The following is a 16,036-nucleotide window of genomic DNA, read 5'->3' on the forward strand; positions in this document are numbered from 1 at the left end:
GCAGCCGCTGCAAAGCACCGTTGCGCCCCAAAAAGGAAACGGCCGGGTCGCCCCGGCCGTTTCGGTCACGCGTCGCGTCGGACTTCCGGATCAGAAGTCGTAGCGCAGGCCCACCTGCAGCGACCACTGCGAAATGCCGTTGGTCTGGCTGTCGGAGTTGGTCGGGATGCCCTCGGCCGGGGTCTGGCCGAACTGCGGCGAACCGTTGAAGTTGCCACGGTAGCCGTAGACGTACTTGCCGTTGGAAATGCCCACCAGCGACGCGACGGCCTGGTTGGCGTTGAAGCCGTAGTCGACGATGTGGCCCCAGTCCTTGTTGATCATGTTTCCGACGTTCTGGATGTCCAGCCAGATCTTCGACTTGTGGCCATCGAAGAAGCCCGGCAGCTCCTGGCTGATGCGGATGTCGAAGGTATTCACCCAGCCGGCGTTGAACGCATTCTCCGGCGCGTAGCTGCCGCGGTAGCGCTGCAGCTGCGGGTTCTCCGCCATCCACGCCCAGAACGCCTGCTCCATCGCCGCGTTCGGAGTGAACGCACCGGTGGTCGCGTTCATGCTGCCGAACAGCACGTCGCCAGGGCCGGCCGGCACGTAGAACAGGTCGTTGAACGTGCGGTTGTCGCCGTTGGCGTCGTTGTTGAAGATGTAGCTGTACGGACGGCCGCTGCGGCCTTCGTAGAACAGGCCGACCTGGGTGGCGTTGTCGCCGAAGAACTTGTGCGACCAGTTCAGGGCGCCGGTGAAGCGGTCCCTGATCTCGTAGCGGGCGGTGGTGGAATTCGGCTCGTTGATGTTGAAGCCGTACTGCGAACCGAAGCCGGAGCCGGCGGTCGAGCTGGTCAGCGCGCCCACTTCGGTGGCCTGGGTGTAGGTGTAGCCCACGGTCCAGGACCAGTCGCTGTCGGTGCTGAACGGCTTGGCCAGCGACAGGGTCAGCTGCTGGCCCTTGCCCTTGTTGGTGTTCTCCAGCAGGAGGACGTCGCCGAAGTAGCCGTTGCGGTTGTAGCGCGCGCCGTTGGTCGGGGTGGCGCCGGCGGAGGTGTTGCCGAACGGACGCGGGCTGTTCGGGTTCCAGTACAGCACGCGGCCATCGGGACCCATGTAGCCCGGACCAACGTTGAGGCTGCGGTAGAACAGGCCGTTGTTGACATCGGTCAGCAGCAGTTCGGCCGACGCAACGGTGCCCCACCACGGGGTCTCTACATCGATGGCCAGGTTGGCCTTCCACACCGACGGCAGCTCGAAGTCTTCGCTGATCACGTTGACGTTGCGCACGCCCGAGCCACCCGGGGGAACGTTCTGGTTCAGGCCGTCGGCGCTGAACGGGACGGTCTGCCAGGCGGTGCCGTTCTGGAACGAGATGTAGTTCATGCCCGTGCTGCTGTAGGCATTGCCGACCCACACCTGCGGCGCATCACCCTGGAACAGGCCCACGCCACCGCGCAGCTGCATCGGGCGCTCGCTGTCGAAGGTGTAGTTGAAGCCGAAACGAGGCTGGACGATGAAGTCGCCGTTGTAGGTGCTGGTGTTGTCGAGGCCGAAACCACCCGTGTAGCCGCTGCCGCAGGCGGGATTGGCGGTGCCCGGGGCCGCGCCGAAGCACGCGTTGTACGGCGGGGTCGGGCTGGCGTCGGGCTTGTCGGCGCGCAGGCCGACGGTCAGGGTCAGGTTGCTGTTGACGTACCAGGTGTCCTGGATGAACAGGCCGGTGTTCTTGTTGGTGTAACGGGCCGCGATCGCGTTCGGGTCAGTCGGGTTGGTCTGCAGGTCGTAGTCGAAGTACTGGCCACGCAGCAGGTTGCCGAAGTTGGATACGCCGTTCACCCGCGGGACGTAGAAGCTGTAGTTGCCCCAGAAGTCCTGCAGGAAGAAGTTGTAGATCTCGGTCTCGCTGTACTCGGCGCCGAACTTGATGTCGTGGTCGCCCACGGTCCACACGCCGGCGCCGTAGTAGCTCCAGGACTCGGTCAGCAGGGTGTTGCCCGGCGAGCTGCGCTCGGTGCCCAGGCGGATCGCATCCAGGCCGCTGGTGCTGTTGCTGTTGGTGCCGATCGGGGCGTCGTTGCCGTTGCCGGCGATGCCGTCGTCGAAGTAGACCTGGATGGTCGGCGCGTTGGTCGGGCTGACGCGGACCGCCGAGTAGTCGCGGTACGAAACCTTGAACTCGGTGGAGAACGTGTCGCTCCAGTCGCTGAACAGCTGGCCGACGTAGCTCTCCACGGTCTTGGCGTGGTTGAACCAGTTCGAGCTCAGCGAAATCAGGCTGGCAGTCGGCGCGTCGGGACGCACGCGGTTCTGCTCCAGCTTGCTGTAGCGCAGGCTGGCGCGGTGGTCCTCGTTGATGTTCCAGTCCAGCTTCAGCGCGTACTCTTCCAGCTCGGTGTCGCCGCTGCCGGACATGCCGCCGGCGTCGAAGCCCCACACGTCGCTGGCGATGCGCTGCACTTCGGCCAGGTCGGCGGCAGTGAAATCGACGCTGCCGGCATCCAGCGGGTTGACGCCCTGGCTCTGGCCGGCCGGGCCGATGTCGCTCTGCTTGAACTTCTCGTAGTTGGCGAAGAAGAACAGCTTGTCCTTGACGATCGGGCCGCCCAGGGTCACGCCCCAGGTCGACTCCTCAGAGAACTCGTCGAAAGCCAGGCCGGTCACATCGGCGCTGCTGCCGGCGATGCGCGCCGGGTAGTCGCCGAACCAGTCGCCGTCGCGGTAGGTGCCGTACACCGAACCATGGAATTCGTTGGTGCCCGACTTGGTGACCGCGTTGACGCTGGCACCGGCGGCGCCGGACAGCGACACGTCGTAGTTGGACAGGTTGATGTCGATGGCCTCGATGGCCTCCATCGACACCGGCTGGCGCATGGTCGGCATGTTGTTGCCTTCCAGGCCGAAGGTGTCGCTGGCCGAGACGCCGTCGATGGTGATCTTGTTGAAGCGCGGGTTCTGGCCGCCGGCGGTCATGCTGCCCGAAGCGCGGTCGGTGAAGGTCACGCGCGGATCCAGGCGCATGAAGTCCTGGATGTTGCCGTTCATCGACGGCAACGCCTCGATGATGCGCTGGTCGACGCTGGTGCCCGAGCCCATCTTGGTGGCGCTGAACACTTCCGAGCCGCCGGACACGCCGGTGACCTGCACGGCGCCGAGGGTGGTCACGTCGCCGGTCAGCGCCGCGTTCACGGTGCTCACCTGGTTCAGGGCCAGGAAGACGTTGTCTTCGGTCTTGGTGCCGGCACCCGGCTTGGTGATCGTGATCTCGTACGGGCCGCCGACGCGCAGGCCGCGGGCCGTCCAGCGACCGCTGGCGTCCGTCGTGGCGCGGCTGATCGTGCCGGACTCCACGTGGGTGATGACCACTTCGGCACCGGTGACCGGCTGGCCGCCGTTGTCCGTGACGAGACCGCCGACGCCGGCGGAGGTGCTCTGGGCGAAGGCGGGAGCGGCGGCAAGCGCGGCGACCAGACCCAGGGTGAGTTTGGACATCCTGAGTCGACGGGTATCAGTCATGAGAAGCCTCGGGTAGGAGTGACATTTCAGGCGAGGTGCCCAGGCAGGGCGGCTGGATTGGCTTCCCTGCGACAGGCATCACAGGGGTTAACGCCAGATTAACATGCTAGGTTGCAGATGTGACCACTACGTGACGAAAAAAATATTGCGCCGCACCACCTGGCGTCGAAAGAAATAACCCCCAGCCGCACGCAGCGGCCCGCCACTCAGGCGGCCGGCAACCCCAGGTAGACGGCCAGGCCGTCCAGCAGCATCTGCACCGAGATGGCGACCAGGAGCATGCCCATCAGGCGCTCGATCGCGATCAGGGCCCGGCGTCCCAGCAGCCGGTAGAGATACGGCGCGGCCATGAGGATCGCCGCCGTTCCGCCCCAGGCCAGGAGCAGGGCCAGGCTCCAGTCCCCCAGCCGGTGCGGTTCGTTGCTGCCCATCAGCATCACCGCCGCCATGCCCGAGGGGCCGGCCACCAGCGGGATGGCGAGCGGGACGATGAACGGCTCGCCGTCGGGGATCTCGCCCATCAGCCCTTCCGGCCGGGGGAAGATCATGCGGATGCCGATCAGGAACAGGACGATGCCGCCGGCGATCGAGACCGACTCCTGGCGCAGGTGCATCAGCTCCAGGAAGTACTTGCCGCACCACAGGAACAGCATCAGGACGGCCAGGGCGATGAGCAGCTCGCGGATCAGCACGATGCGCTGGCGCCTGGGCGGCAGCGGCCTGAGCACGCTGAGGAAGACCGGAATGTTCCCCAGCGGATCCAGGATCAGGAACAGCAGCAGCGCCGCGGACAGGATGGTCATTGACCGGCATTCCCGGCGGACGCACCCCATACCGAGCCGCGCCAGGCGGCGCCGGCCGGCGACAGCAAGGTGACGCAGGCCCCGGCATAGGCCTCGGGATCGCGCAGGTCCTCGCCGACGTCGTCGGCATAGGCGCGTGCGCGCAGGGGCGTCCGCATCGGCCCGGGCTGCAGCCCGGCGACCCGGACCGCCGTGGCAGCCAGTTCCGCCGCCAGCATGCCGACCAGCGCGTGCAGGCCGTGCTGGGCCACGCCGTAGCCTCCCCAATAGGCCGCGCCCACGCGGGCAGGATCGTCCACGGCCAGCACCACCGAGGCGTCCGGCGCCTGCTTCAGCAGCGGCAGGCAGGCCTGGACCAGCCACCACGGCGCCGTCAGGTTCACGTGGATGGCGCGGGCGAAGGCGGCGGGATCCAGGTGCTCCAGCGGCGTCAGGCCGCGGAATTCCGCGGCGCAATGCAGGACTCCGTCGAGCCGACCCAGTTCGGCCTCCAGGCGGTCGACCAGTTCGGCATAGTCGTCCGGTCCCGCGCCCTCCAGGTCGAGCGGGTACAGCACCGGCTCCGGACCGCACTGGGCCACCGCGTCATAGACCCGGTTGAGCTTGGGCAGGCGGCGGCCGAGCAGGACCAGGGTCGCGCCTGCGGCCGCGCAGGCCTTCGCCGCCTCGGCACCGAGGCCGCCATGGGCGCCACTGAGCAGGATGACGCGGCCGGCCAGCGGTCGCGGCGCGGCGGAAGGCAGTTCGAGCAGACTCACTGCGACTGCGCTTCGTTGACCATGCGCTGCAGTTCCCCGGCTTCGAGCAGCTCCAGGGTGATGTCGCAGCCGCCGATCAGCTCGCCGTGCAGGAACAGCTGCGGGAACGTCGGCCAGTTGGAATAGCGCGGCAGGTTGGCGCGGATTTCCGGCTCCTCGAGCACGTTGATCGTGTGCAGCTGCTCGGCACCGGCCGCCTGCAGGGCCTGGACCGCGCGCGCGGAGAAACCGCACATCGGGAAGGCCGGCGTGCCCTTCATGAACAACACCACCGGATGGCTCTCCACTTCGGCCTGGATGCGCTCCATCACCGCCATTGCGACTCTCCTGGACGCCGGGGAGCGGCCCCGCCGTCGGCTAAACTGAAGTCGCAATTGTAATCCACCGCACCGACGCCGAACCCCATCCCGAGGATGCATGGCCATCGAACTGCCCGCCCTGCCCTACGCCCGCGATGCGCTGGAGCCGCACATTTCCGCCGCCACGCTGGACCTGCACCACGGCGCGCACCACCGGGCCCATGTCGAGGAAGCCGCCCGCCTGCTCGAAGGCAGCGGACTGGCCGGGCTGCCGCTGGAGGAGGTCGTGCGCCGCGCGCGCGGCCGCCTCGCCGAGCACGCCGCACAGGCCTGGAACCACGGCTTCTACTGGGCCTGCCTGTCGCCGCGCGGCGGCGGCGAGCCGGGGGACGCCCTGGCCGGACTGCTGGCGCGCCAGTACGGCGACGTCTCCCGCTTCCGCGAGGAGTTCACCCGGATGGCGCTGGGCCTGTTCGGCTCTGGCTGGGTCTGGCTGGTGCAACGCGCGGACGGCAACCCGGGCATCGTCGCCACGCGCGGCGCGGCGACCCCGCTGACGGGTGCCGATACGCCCCTGCTCGCCTGCGACGTGTGGGAGCACGCCTACTACCTCGACCGCCAGAACCGGCGTGCCGAATACCTGGAGGCGTTCTGGAAGGTCGTGGACTGGGACGCGGTGGCGAAGCGCCTGCGCTGATGGCGTGGCGGTGAACCCGCCGGTGCCCGCCCCTCCGCAAACCGGGGCACCGCCTTGCTGGCATATCCACGTCCGCAACGGCCCGGGACGTCGCAGCGAGCGGACACGACCGCGATGTGCGACCTATTCCAGGGGCGCGAGCCCCCTGCCGCGCGTGATCAGGCGCCGCTATCGCGCAGCGCCGCTACCGGCGGTGCGCACTGCGCTTCCCGGCCGAGCGCACGCCCGACCCGCTCCAGGATATCGGCCAGCACCTGCGGATCGTCCGCGCGCAGCGTCGCATGCCCGACCTTGCGCCCGTCGCGCGGCTCCTTGCCGTAGTCGTGCCAGTGGCCGCCGGGTTCACCCAGGATTGCGGCGGCATCGGGCATCGCCCCGATCCAGTTGAGCATGCAGGCGCGTCCGCGCATCGCGGTCGCCCCCAGCGGCAGGCCCAGCACGGCGCGCAGGTGGTTCTGGAACTGCGAGGTTTCGGCGCCCTCGATCGTCCAGTGGCCGGAGTTGTGCACGCGCGGCGCCAGCTCGTTGGCCAGCAGCTCGCCGTTGCGGCAGAACAGTTCCAGCGCGAACACGCCTACATAGTCCAACCGCTCCGCCAGCCGGCGCGCGTAGGTGGTGGCGGTCTGCGCCAGCGCGGCATCGACCTTCGCCGGCGCCAGGCTGGCCGACAGCACCCCGTCAACATGCCAGTTCTCGGTCAGCGGCCACGTGCGGAACTCGCCGTCGCGGCCTCGCACCGCGACCACGCTCAGTTCGCGCTCGAACGGGACGAAGGCCTCGACGATCAAACCGACCGCGCCGGCCTGCGCGCCTAGCGCGGCCCAGGCCGCATCGGCATCTGCATGCGAACGGATCCGGAACTGGCCCTTGCCGTCATACCCCAGGCGGCGGGTCTTGAGGATGCACGGCACGCCTACCGCCTGCAGCGCGCGATCCAGGCCCACCCGATCGGCGACCGCGGCGAACTCGGGCACCGGAATGTCCAGCTCGCGGAACAGGGTCTTCTCGGCAAGCCGGTCCTGCGCCACCGCGAGCGCGCGCGGGTTGGGGAACACCGGCACGCGTGCGGACAGCCACTCGGCGCTTTCGGCCGGTACGTTCTCGAAATCGAAGGTGGCGACGTCGACCCTGGAGGCGAATTCGGCCAGCGCGACCTCGTCGCGGTAGTCGCCGACCAGCAAAGGCGCGAACTGGCCGGCGCACGCGTCGGCGACGGTATCCATGACCAGCAAGCGCAGCCCCAGGGGCGCGCCCGAAAGAGCGAGCATGCGGGCCAGCTGCCCGCCTCCGAGGATGCCGACCGTGGTCATTGCCGCGGGTCGTCGTTGGCGGTGACGTCGTCGGTCTGGCGCTGGCGGAACGCATCGAGCGCCTGCGCGATGTGCGGATGGTCGGTCGCCAGAATTGCGGCCGCGAACAATCCCGCGTTGGCCGCACCCGCATTGCCGATGGCGAAGGTCGCCACCGGGATGCCGGCGGGCATCTGCACGATCGACAGCAGCGAATCCATGCCGTTCAACGCCTTGCTCTGCACCGGAACGCCCAGCACCGGCACGGCGGTCTTGGCCGCGAGCATGCCCGGCAGGTGTGCCGCGCCACCGGCACCGGCGATGATCGCCCGCAGCCCGCGCGCCTGGGCGCTGGCGGCGTACTCGAACAGGACGTCGGGCGTGCGGTGCGCGGAGACCACTTTCACTTCATGCGGAACGCCCAGCGCATCGAGCTTCTGCGCCGCGTGCTGCATCGTCTCCCAGTCGGAACGCGAGCCCATCACCAGGCCCACGAGCGGGGTGGTCAGGGGCGCCACTGGCGGGTTGGGCTGGGCTGGCATGGCCGTCCTCGGTGACAAGGCCGTATTCTAGCCGCCTTCCACGCGACCCGACCGGACCCATGGACCGCAAGCTGCTCGACCTGCTGTGTTCGCCCGACACCCGCCAGCCGCTGGCACTGCTGGAATCGCGCGGACTGGATGCGCTGAACCGCGCGATCGCGGCCGGCCAGGTCCGGCGCGCCGACGGCAGCCCCCAGGCCGCGCCCCTGCGCGAAGCGCTGGTGACCCGTGACCGCAAGCAGGTGTACCGGGTCGACGACGGAATTCCGGTGCTGCTGGTCGAAGAAGCACTCGCCACCGCGCAGGTGGCCGACTTCCCGTCGGCCTGAGCAGGCGTGCTACTCCAGCCGCCACCGGATGCGCTCGTGCAGGCCGACGTGCGGCGTGCACTGGACGAAGACCTCGGCAGTGGCGACGTCACCGCCGCCCTGCTGCCGGACGTACCCGAACGCGCCTACCTGCTGTGCAAGGAGGATGCGGTGATCGCCGGGCGGCCCTGGTTCGATGCCTGCCACCGCGCGCTCGACCCGCAGGTGAGGATCGAATGGAACATCGAGGAAGGTGCGCGCGTGGCCGCCGGCAGCGTGCTCGCCCTGCTCGAGGGGCGCAGCCGTGCGCTGGTCAGCGCCGAGCGCACCGCGCTGAATTTCCTGCAGACCCTTTCCGGTACCGCCACCGCCACCGCTGCCCACGTCGAAGCGGTGCGCGGCACCGGCACGGTGATCCTCGATACCCGCAAGACCTTGCCCGGACTGCGCCAGGCGCAGAAGTACGCGGTGCGCACCGGTGGGGGCGCCAACCACCGCATCGGCCTGTACGACGCGGTGATGCTGAAAGAGAACCACATCCGCGTGGCCGGCTCGGTTGCCCGGGCCATCGCGAAGGCGCGCGATGCCCAGCCCGCGCTGCCGCTGATCGTGGAGGTCGAAACGCTGGACCAGCTGCGCGAGGCGCTGGCCGCCGGCTGCGACCGCATCCTGGTCGATGACTTCACCGCGGCCGATCGCCGCGAAGCCGTGCGTATCGCCCGGGCCGCACCCTTCGATGGGCGCATCCCGCTGGAGGTCTCCGGCGGCGTGGACCTGGCAGGCCTGCGCGCTATCGCCACCGATGGCGTGGACTTCATTTCCATCGGCGCGCTCACCAAGCACGTGCGGGCGATCGACCTGTCGATGAAGCTCGGTCCGCCGCCGGCGCGATAGACCTGATCGGCCGGGCGGCCCGCACCTGCTCAGGGCCCGCGACCCCGCCGCGCAAACGCGCGCACGCAACGCCGCGCCCTTGCAGTCGTGTCCCCCACGCCGCCCCCTTGGCGTTATCCGACGGAGAGACGCCGACCCGCCCTGCACGCCGCATCCACCGGCGCCGGCTAAGCTCGATCCAACCCCGGGGAAAGGACATGCCCATGCGCCCTATCCGTTGCCTGCTGCTGGCGGCATTGATGCTGCCGGGAACCGCGATGGCCAACGGCGTCGAGGTCTGCGACGTGCCGCCACGCTTCGGGGTCGAAGCGACCGCCACGGCGATCGTGCGTACCGCCTGCCAGGAACACCGGATGTGGCTGCGCCCCTTCATCGAGGCCGACGGCCGGCTGGCCTCGCTGGGCGTGACCGAAGCCGAGCGTGCGCCTCTTTTCGACGAGGTCACGCCCGCCTGGCAACGCGTGGCGCAGTACTGGCGCGAGAGCGGCACCCTGTCGTCGATGGCCGCCGGCGGCACGGCCGGCGCGGCCAGCTGCATGTATCCGGGCGGCGGCCGCGAAGTCGACAACGACTGCCGCGCCTTCCTCGTCGACAATCCCTGGTCGGCCGCTTTCATTTCCTGGGTGATGGGGCGGGCACCGCTCCCGGGTTTCATCGGATCACCGCGCCACCTGGATTACATCGCCCGCGCCTGGCGCAATCCGGAAACCAGCCCCTACCTGTTCGCGGATCCGTTCACCGGCAAGGCCGTGCCGGGCGACATGCTGTGCTTCCTGCGCGCCGACGACGAGGGCCTGGGTCCGGCCGGGCTGCGCGCGGCGCTGTCCGGGCAAGGCCGGCTGCCGACCCGTTCGCACTGCGAGATCGTGGTCGCCGCCAATGTCGGCGGGGACCGCACCCTCTACCTGATCGGCGGCAACGTGCTCAATTCGGTGGTGATGCGCAAGCTGCCGCTGGATCGCAGCGGACGGCTGGACCCGGCCGCGCTGGGCCAGGCCATGGCCGGCGTTCCCGGCGCGCAGGCCGGTGCGCCGGACGCGGGCCCGGTGCAGGCAGCCGCCGCGGCACAACCGGCATCGGGTGCGACGCCATCACATGCCGCCATCCCCGCCGTGTCCGCCGGCGCAGCGGAGGCGGAGGATTCGGCCACCCCGATCAACGCCGCCGCCTGCCGTCCGGGAAACGCCGCGGCGTGCAGCTTCAACCGGCGCGATTGGGCGGTGCTGCTCAAGCTCAAACCGCAGGCGCAGCTGGGTGGGATCCTGTCGCTTGCAGGGGCGCCGATGGCCGCGCCTGCCGCGCCGCCGGCACCGGCGCACAACACCCCCGAGCCGGCGCACTAGCGAGCTCTTGCGTACAGGCGCGGCAGGACAGCGTTCCACCCGGACGCGGGTGCGCGCACAACCACTTCCGCTACGATGCGCGCATGCCCACCGTCATCCTGCTCATGATCGCCGGCGCCGCCGTGTTCGCCTGGTGGAACGCCGCGCGCGCGGCGGCCGAACGCGCCGAATCGCTCGGGCGCGACGCCTGCATCGCGGCGGACGTGCAGTGGCTGGACCAGAGCGTGCAGGCCTCCGGCGTCCGTCCGTACCGGCGCGAGGACGGCTGGCTGGGGCTGGAGCGTAGCTTCCGTTTCGACTATTCGCACGACGGGGTCGAACGAATGGTCGGCCGGCTCGTGCTGCGCGGCGATCGCCTGGTGTCGTTCGTGGGTCCTTCCGCGGGCTCGCGGGTGATTCCGTTCGACCGCACGCGCAACGACTGACCCGGCGCCGGCAAAAGCCGCTCCGGGTTACTTCACCACGCGCAGGTGCGGGCGCTTGCCCGGTGACGGATTGGCCGGCCCATCGGGCGGCGTGTCGGGGCCCTCGGTGTCGGGGCCTCCGGTTTCCGTCCCTTCCTCGTCGCCGTGCGCATGTGCCCCACCCGCGGCTTCCTCGGGCAGGACCATGCCCTGCCCCGTCTCGCGCGCATAGACCGCCAGCACCGCGCCGATCGGCACGTGCACCGGCTGGCTGACGCCGCCGAAACGCGCGGTGAAACCGATCCACTCGTTGTCCATCTGCAGCCCGACCACCGCGCGGTCGGCGATGTTGAGCACGACCCTGCCCTCGCGCACCGTGCCCGGCGGCACGCGCACGCCGGGCATCCCCGCATCCACGAGGATGTGCGGGGTCATGCCGTTGTCGTTGATCCACTCGGTCAGCGCCCGCAGCAGGTACGGGCGGTAGCTGGTCATGGGCGTCGCGTCGTCACTCATGCGGTCAGTCTACGCCGCCATGGCGGGTATTGCCGACGCCATGGCCGCCGGTCAGGCCGGCATGTCGCGCAGTTTCCTTTCCTGGTCGGTCAGGCTGCGCAGGAAACCGGGATTGCGGAAGATCCGGTTGCCGTAGTCCTCGATGGCCTTGCCGTCCTTGGGCAACGGCACGTCCAGCGCATTGAGGCGCCAGATGATCGGCGCCATCGCGCAGTCGGCCAGGCTCATTTCCGGATTGAGGAAGAACTTGCTGGCCTTGAACAACGGCAACGACTCGGTCAGGAGTTCCTTCAGGCGCTTGCGTCCGGCCTCGGCCTGCTGCTTGTTGCCGAGCTGGATCGCCTGCACCTGCGGGACCCAGTCGTGCTCGATGCGCAGCATCGCCAGGCGCAGGCGCGCGCGGGAAAGCGGATCGACCGGCATCAGTGGCGGATGCGGGTAGCGCTCGTCCAGGTATTCGCTCACCACGGAGGCGGCGTAGAGCACCAGCTCGCGCTCGACCAGGGTCGGCACCGAGTGGTACGGATTGAGGTGGATCAGGTCCTCGGGCGGATTCTGCGCGTCCACGGGGACCAGGTCGTAGCTGACGCCCTTGGCCGCCAGGACCAGGCGCACGCGATGACAGAGCACGTCATCGACGGAGGAGAACAACGTCAGGGTATTGCGCATGCGCACGCTCGCTGCCATCTAGGCCTCCGACGGCCGGACTCCGCCGACCGCATCGACGCCGCCAGGCCCCTCGCCGGCAGTCGCCACATTCCCCCGAGTGTGCCGGGGTGCGCCGGAAAAGCGCAAGGCCGGGATGAACCCGGCCCCGGCATCACGCACGCACGCGCCCGTCCGGGCGCGTCGTGTCAGTGGACGTCCGTCCAGTACTCCTGCTTGAGCAGGTAGCCCAGGAAGGTCAACAGCACCAGGAACAGGATCACCCAGACCCCCAGCGCCTGCCGCTTCAGCGCGGCCGGTTCGCCGGCGTACTCGAGGAAATTGGTGATGTCGCGCACGGTCTGGTCGAACTCGACCGCCGACAGCCGCCCGGTCCCGGCGACCACCAGCCGCTCCGGATGCCGGGTGCCGGCCGCGTCGGGTTCGCCGAACTCGGCATGCTGCAGGCCCTGCAGCTCCCACAGCGGGTTGGGCATCGAGGCGTTCGGGAACAGCTGGTTGTTCCAGCCCAGCGGACGCGACTCGTCCAGGTAGAAGGACTTGAGGTAGGTGTAGATCCAGTTGCTGCCACGGACACGCGAGATCAGGCTCAGGTCCGGCGGCATCTTGCCGAACCAGGCGGTGCCGTCGGCGTTGTGCATGGTGACCTGGATCTGCTCGCCGAACTTGGCGCCGGTGAAGTTCAGGTTGCCCATCACTTCTTCTTCGGTCAGCCCCAGGTCCTCGGCCATGCGCGAATAGCGCAGGAACTTCAGCGAGTGGCAGCTGGAGCAGTAGTTCATGTACAGCGCCGCGCCGCGCTGGAGCGAAGCACGATCAGACAGGTCGTTCCCCGCCTGCTGCACGGGGCCTCCGGCGGCGGCCATCGCGGCGGCGGAGAACAGCAGTCCGGCGGCGGCCGAGGCCAGCAGGGCAATCCACTTCTTAGTCATGCGTCGTCACCCGTTCCGGCACCGGCTTGGTCTTGTCCAGCTTGGTCCACAGCGGCATGGTCAGGAAGAAAAGGAAGTAATAGGCGGTCAGGAAGCGACCGATGATCGTCTCCACCGGATCGGTGCCCGGACCAGCGCCGATCTTGCCCAGCCACACGAAGGTGAAGGCGAAGGCCAGCAGCAGCGTCCAGGACAGCTTGCCGCGATAGCGGTACGACTTGACCTTGGCCCGGTCCAGCCAGGGCAGGAAGAACAGGACCACGATCGCGCCGAACATCACCAGCACGCCGCCCAGCTTGTCCGGCACTACGCGCAACATCGCGTAGAACGGGGTGTAGTACCACACCGGCTTGATGTGCTCGGGCGTCACCAGGCGGTTGGCCTCGGTGAAGTTGTCGTGCTCGAGGAACCAGCCGCCAAAGGCGGGGGCGAAGAAGATGATGAAGGCGGCGATGATCAGCATCGCGAACACGTAGAACGTGTCCTTCACCGTGTAGTACGGGTGGAACGGCACGCCGTCGGCCGGCGCGGTCGGCGACCAGCGGTTGCCCTTCGGCCCCTTCTTGATCTCCACGCCATCCGGGTTGTTGGAACCCACTTCGTGCAGCGCGCCCAGGTGCAGGACGACCAGCAGCAGCAGGACCAGCGGCAGGGCGATGACGTGCAGGGCGAAGAAGCGGCCCAGGGTGGCGTCGGAGGGCAGGTAGTCGCCCATGATCCACTCGGTCAGGCCGCTGCCGATCACCGGCACCGCGCCGAACAGCGAGATGATCACCTTGGCGCCCCAGAACGACATCTGGCCCCACGGCAGCACGTAGCCCATGAAGGCCTCGGCCATCAGGACCAGGTAGATAAGCATGCCCAGGATCCACACCAGCTCGCGCGGCTTCTGGTACGAGCCGTACATCAGGCCGCGGAACATGTGCAGGTAGACGACGATGAAGAACAGCGAGGCGCCGGTGCTGTGCATGTAGCGGATCAGCCAGCCCCACTCCACGTCGCGCATGATGTATTCGACCGAGGCGAAGGCTTCCGCCGCGCTCGGCTTGTAGTGCATCGTCAGGAAGATGCCGGTCACGATCTGGTTGACCAGGACCACCATCGACAGCACGCCGAAGATGTACCAGATGTTGAAGTTCTTGGGCGCGTAGTACTCGGACATGTGCTTCCGGTACATCGGCGCCAGCGCCGGCGCGCGCGCGTCGACCCAGTCCATCACACCGGTGGCGGTGCGGGTGAAGATGTTCGACATCGCTTACGCCCCCTGCGGATCGACGCCCACGACAATCGTGTTGTCGTCGGCGTAGTAGTGCGGCGGCACGACCAGGTTGGTCGGCGCCGGCACACCCTGGAACACACGCCCGGCCATGTCGAACTTCGACTTGTGGCAGGGGCAGAAGTAACCGCCCTTCCATTCCGGATCGAACGGCTCGGGACGGATCTCGGCGGCCATTTCCGGCGAGCAGCCCAGGTGGGTGCACAGGCCGACCAGGACCGAGATCTCGGGCTTGAGCGAGCGCAGTTCCCGGTTCGCGGCCAGCACGTAGGCCGGCTGCTGGTCCGCGTTATTCGACTCGGGGTCGCGCAGGTGGCCGTCCAGGGTCGGCAAGGCCTCGAGGATCGCCTTGGAGCGCTTGACGATCCAGATCGGCTGGCCGCGCCACTCCAGGATCAGGCGCTGGCCTTCCTGCAGGGCACTGATGTCGGCGGTCACAGGCGCGCCGGCAAGCCGGGCACGGGCACTGGGGTTCCACGACTTGATGAACGGTACTGCGGCGAAACCTGCTCCGACGGCGCCAACCACTGCGGTGGTCGCGGTCAGGAACCGGCGTCGGCCCGTGTTAACGGGCTGGTGGACCTCATCGTTGGCCATCCGGCACTCCGAAAATCTTTCTACTGGTAGCGTTGGCTGCCTGCGGCACGGAAACCACCCGTTACCAGGCGGTCCAGCCGCAAAAGACGGGGAAGTGTAACGGAAGCCTTAACAGGCCGACAATGGCGACGCTGCTCGGGGCTGCACATCAGCGCGCCGCCTGCACGCCGCGGTAGCGCTCGGCCAGTATCCCGACCCGCTGTACATACCGCTGGGTCTCGCTGTAGGGCGGCACGCCCTTGTGACGGTCCACCGCACCCTCGCCGGCGTTGTAGCCAGCCGCCGCCAGGGTCAGGTCGCCGTTGAACCGCTTGAGCAGCCAGGCCAGGTACTGCACCCCGCCGCGGATGTTCTGGGTCGCGTCGTAGCTGTCGACCACCCCGAACCGGCGCGCGGTCGGCGGCATCAGCTGCATCAGTCCCTGCGCGCCGGCGTGCGAAAGCGCCAGCGGGTTGTAGGCCGACTCGGCATGGATGACCGCGCGCACGACCGCCTCTTCCACCCCGAACTCGCGCGCCGCGGCAGCGATCTCGGCCTGGTAGGCGCTGGTGTTCAGGCGCACCGTGGCGAAGCTGACCCCCGGATTGACTGCGCAGGCGTAGCAGGTCTCGATGTAGCTGTAGGCGATCGTGCGGACCTGGGCCGCTCCAGCTCCGCGCCCCGGCGGGCGGCTGCTGAAGTGGCGCACGCCGTCCTTCATGTAGGAATAGACCTGCCCGCTGACCCGACGCTGCGGCGTGGCGCCCCCCGGCGCTGGCAGCGCGGCCGGCACGATGGCGTCGGAGCGGTGCGATGCGGGAGTCATGACCGCAGTGGCCGGCATCGCGCCGGCCACCGGGGCCGACGCCAGGCTCGCGGCCGGTGCGGGAGCGGGCGTTGCCGCAGGCCGGTACGCCCGCCGCCGATCCGGCGTGTACTGGCTGAAGACCTTGCATTGGGCGCCGGGGATACGCTTGCTGACGTAGCTGGACACGCCGTCGGCACCGACGCAGCGGTACAGCGTGCCGGCACTGGCCGGCACGGCGACCAGCGCCAGCAGCAAGGCGCCCACTTTCCCCAACATCCCCTTCATGGCGCGGAGTATCCCGGCTTCCCGGACCATTGCCAACCCATTGTCCGACAAGCGGAAAAACGTGGCCGGCGTCGCGGATCGGACGCCAGCGGGCGATCGGCGCCGTTACAATGCGCAGCCCTGCCCGCCTGGATTAACC

At 68.8% G+C, this 16,036-nt stretch carries 17 protein-coding genes; 5 read left to right on the top strand and 12 right to left on the bottom strand.

Annotated elements, in window-relative coordinates; all coding sequences use genetic code 11:
- Window positions 1–90: 90 nt before the first annotated feature.
- The 4 genes from CSC65_RS08650 to grxD all read right to left on the bottom strand — a co-directional run bounded on the left by CSC65_RS08650 (window position 91) and on the right by grxD (window position 5,379).
- Complete coding sequence (locus CSC65_RS08650) at window positions 91–3,501, bottom strand: TonB-dependent receptor (protein WP_238390328.1); 3,411 nt, start codon at window positions 3,499–3,501, stop codon at window positions 91–93.
- 206 nt (window positions 3,502–3,707) lie between these two features.
- Window positions 3,708–4,304, bottom strand: a complete 597-nt coding sequence (locus CSC65_RS08655) for a YhgN family NAAT transporter (protein WP_162410158.1) — start codon at window positions 4,302–4,304, stop codon at window positions 3,708–3,710.
- Window positions 4,301–5,062: an SDR family NAD(P)-dependent oxidoreductase gene (locus tag CSC65_RS08660; RefSeq protein ID WP_162410159.1), complete on the bottom strand. Its 762-nt coding sequence runs from the start codon at window positions 5,060–5,062 to the stop codon at window positions 4,301–4,303. Before CSC65_RS08660 ends, CSC65_RS08655 begins: the two co-directional genes overlap by 4 nt.
- On the bottom strand, window positions 5,059–5,379 hold the full coding sequence (grxD, locus tag CSC65_RS08665) for a Grx4 family monothiol glutaredoxin (protein ID WP_162410160.1): 321 nt from the start codon (window positions 5,377–5,379) through the stop codon (window positions 5,059–5,061). Before grxD ends, CSC65_RS08660 begins: the two co-directional genes overlap by 4 nt.
- 100 nt (window positions 5,380–5,479) lie before the next feature.
- Here grxD and CSC65_RS08670 point away from each other — a divergent pair, with 100 nt between their 5' ends.
- Window positions 5,480–6,058, top strand: a complete 579-nt coding sequence (locus CSC65_RS08670; protein WP_162410161.1) for a superoxide dismutase — start codon at window positions 5,480–5,482, stop codon at window positions 6,056–6,058.
- Window positions 6,059–6,216: 158 nt separating this feature from the next.
- Here the strand turns inward: CSC65_RS08670 and CSC65_RS08675 are convergent, their stop codons facing one another.
- Entirely contained in the window at window positions 6,217–7,368 is a 1,152-nt protein-coding gene (locus tag CSC65_RS08675; protein ID WP_162410162.1) for a 5-(carboxyamino)imidazole ribonucleotide synthase, read from the bottom strand.
- Window positions 7,365–7,889 carry a 5-(carboxyamino)imidazole ribonucleotide mutase gene (purE, locus tag CSC65_RS08680; RefSeq protein ID WP_162410163.1) on the bottom strand — a complete coding sequence of 175 codons (525 nt, stop codon included), beginning with the start codon at window positions 7,887–7,889 and terminating at the stop codon, window positions 7,365–7,367. Before purE ends, CSC65_RS08675 begins: the two co-directional genes overlap by 4 nt.
- Window positions 7,890–7,948: 59 nt before the next feature.
- Between purE and CSC65_RS08685 the strand changes: the two genes are divergently transcribed.
- From CSC65_RS08685 to CSC65_RS08700, 4 genes are all read left to right on the top strand, one after another.
- On the top strand, window positions 7,949–8,218 hold the full coding sequence (locus tag CSC65_RS08685; protein WP_162410164.1) for a Trm112 family protein: 270 nt from the start codon (window positions 7,949–7,951) through the stop codon (window positions 8,216–8,218).
- Window positions 8,219–8,224: 6 nt separating this feature from the next.
- Window positions 8,225–9,091, top strand: coding sequence for a carboxylating nicotinate-nucleotide diphosphorylase (nadC, locus tag CSC65_RS08690; protein WP_162410165.1), 867 nt, complete (start codon window positions 8,225–8,227; stop codon window positions 9,089–9,091).
- 203 nt (window positions 9,092–9,294) lie between these two features.
- Window positions 9,295–10,434 (top strand): DUF2272 domain-containing protein, encoded by a 1,140-nt coding sequence (locus CSC65_RS08695; protein ID WP_425501331.1) that lies wholly within the window; start codon window positions 9,295–9,297, stop codon window positions 10,432–10,434.
- 83 nt (window positions 10,435–10,517) lie between these two features.
- Window positions 10,518–10,859: a DUF3301 domain-containing protein gene (locus tag CSC65_RS08700; RefSeq protein ID WP_162410167.1), complete on the top strand. Its 342-nt coding sequence runs from the start codon at window positions 10,518–10,520 to the stop codon at window positions 10,857–10,859.
- 27 nt (window positions 10,860–10,886) lie between these two features.
- Here the strand turns inward: CSC65_RS08700 and CSC65_RS08705 are convergent, their stop codons facing one another.
- The 6 genes from CSC65_RS08705 to CSC65_RS08730 form a co-directional block, all read right to left on the bottom strand.
- The gene (locus CSC65_RS08705) at window positions 10,887–11,354 is read right to left on the bottom strand and encodes a ClpXP protease specificity-enhancing factor (protein ID WP_162410168.1); all 468 of its coding nucleotides are present in this window, start codon (window positions 11,352–11,354) and stop codon (window positions 10,887–10,889) included.
- A gap of 51 nt (window positions 11,355–11,405) precedes the next feature.
- Window positions 11,406–12,041, bottom strand: coding sequence for a glutathione S-transferase N-terminal domain-containing protein (locus tag CSC65_RS08710; RefSeq protein WP_162410169.1), 636 nt, complete (start codon window positions 12,039–12,041; stop codon window positions 11,406–11,408).
- 167 nt (window positions 12,042–12,208) lie between these two features.
- Window positions 12,209–12,952, bottom strand: coding sequence for a cytochrome c1 (locus tag CSC65_RS08715; RefSeq protein WP_162410170.1), 744 nt, complete (start codon window positions 12,950–12,952; stop codon window positions 12,209–12,211).
- Window positions 12,945–14,204: a cytochrome b gene (locus tag CSC65_RS08720; RefSeq protein WP_162410171.1), complete on the bottom strand. Its 1,260-nt coding sequence runs from the start codon at window positions 14,202–14,204 to the stop codon at window positions 12,945–12,947. The genes CSC65_RS08715 and CSC65_RS08720 overlap by 8 nt, the downstream gene beginning before the upstream one ends.
- 3 nt (window positions 14,205–14,207) lie before the next feature.
- Window positions 14,208–14,825: a ubiquinol-cytochrome c reductase iron-sulfur subunit gene (petA, locus tag CSC65_RS08725; protein WP_162410172.1), complete on the bottom strand. Its 618-nt coding sequence runs from the start codon at window positions 14,823–14,825 to the stop codon at window positions 14,208–14,210.
- Between the two features lie 148 nt (window positions 14,826–14,973).
- Complete coding sequence (locus CSC65_RS08730; RefSeq protein ID WP_162410173.1) at window positions 14,974–15,897, bottom strand: lytic transglycosylase domain-containing protein; 924 nt, start codon at window positions 15,895–15,897, stop codon at window positions 14,974–14,976.
- Window positions 15,898–16,036: the final 139 nt, after the last annotated feature.

This window comes from Pseudoxanthomonas daejeonensis (assembly GCF_010093205.1).
Taxonomy (GTDB): domain Bacteria; phylum Pseudomonadota; class Gammaproteobacteria; order Xanthomonadales; family Xanthomonadaceae; genus Pseudoxanthomonas; species Pseudoxanthomonas daejeonensis.

Bases quoted from the DNA above. Each gene is read 5' to 3' on its own strand.
- CSC65_RS08650 (WP_238390328.1), bottom strand. From the start codon at position 3,501: ATGACTGATACCCGTCGACTCAGGATGTCCAAACTCACCCTGGGTCTG.
- CSC65_RS08655 (WP_162410158.1), bottom strand. From the start codon at position 4,304: ATGACCATCCTGTCCGCGGCGCTGCTGCTGTTCCTGATCCTGGATCCG.
- grxD (WP_162410160.1), bottom strand. From the start codon at position 5,379: ATGGCGGTGATGGAGCGCATCCAGGCCGAAGTGGAGAGCCATCCGGTG.
- CSC65_RS08670 (WP_162410161.1), top strand. From the start codon at position 5,480: ATGGCCATCGAACTGCCCGCCCTGCCCTACGCCCGCGATGCGCTGGAG.
- CSC65_RS08675 (WP_162410162.1), bottom strand. From the start codon at position 7,368: ATGACCACGGTCGGCATCCTCGGAGGCGGGCAGCTGGCCCGCATGCTC.
- purE (WP_162410163.1), bottom strand. From the start codon at position 7,889: ATGCCAGCCCAGCCCAACCCGCCAGTGGCGCCCCTGACCACCCCGCTC.
- CSC65_RS08685 (WP_162410164.1), top strand. From the start codon at position 7,949: ATGGACCGCAAGCTGCTCGACCTGCTGTGTTCGCCCGACACCCGCCAG.
- CSC65_RS08695 (WP_425501331.1), top strand. From the start codon at position 9,295: ATGCGCCCTATCCGTTGCCTGCTGCTGGCGGCATTGATGCTGCCGGGA.
- CSC65_RS08700 (WP_162410167.1), top strand. From the start codon at position 10,518: ATGCCCACCGTCATCCTGCTCATGATCGCCGGCGCCGCCGTGTTCGCC.
- CSC65_RS08705 (WP_162410168.1), bottom strand. From the start codon at position 11,354: ATGAGTGACGACGCGACGCCCATGACCAGCTACCGCCCGTACCTGCTG.
- CSC65_RS08710 (WP_162410169.1), bottom strand. From the start codon at position 12,041: ATGGCAGCGAGCGTGCGCATGCGCAATACCCTGACGTTGTTCTCCTCC.
- CSC65_RS08715 (WP_162410170.1), bottom strand. From the start codon at position 12,952: ATGACTAAGAAGTGGATTGCCCTGCTGGCCTCGGCCGCCGCCGGACTG.
- CSC65_RS08720 (WP_162410171.1), bottom strand. From the start codon at position 14,204: ATGTCGAACATCTTCACCCGCACCGCCACCGGTGTGATGGACTGGGTC.
- petA (WP_162410172.1), bottom strand. From the start codon at position 14,825: ATGGCCAACGATGAGGTCCACCAGCCCGTTAACACGGGCCGACGCCGG.
- CSC65_RS08730 (WP_162410173.1), bottom strand. From the start codon at position 15,897: ATGAAGGGGATGTTGGGGAAAGTGGGCGCCTTGCTGCTGGCGCTGGTC.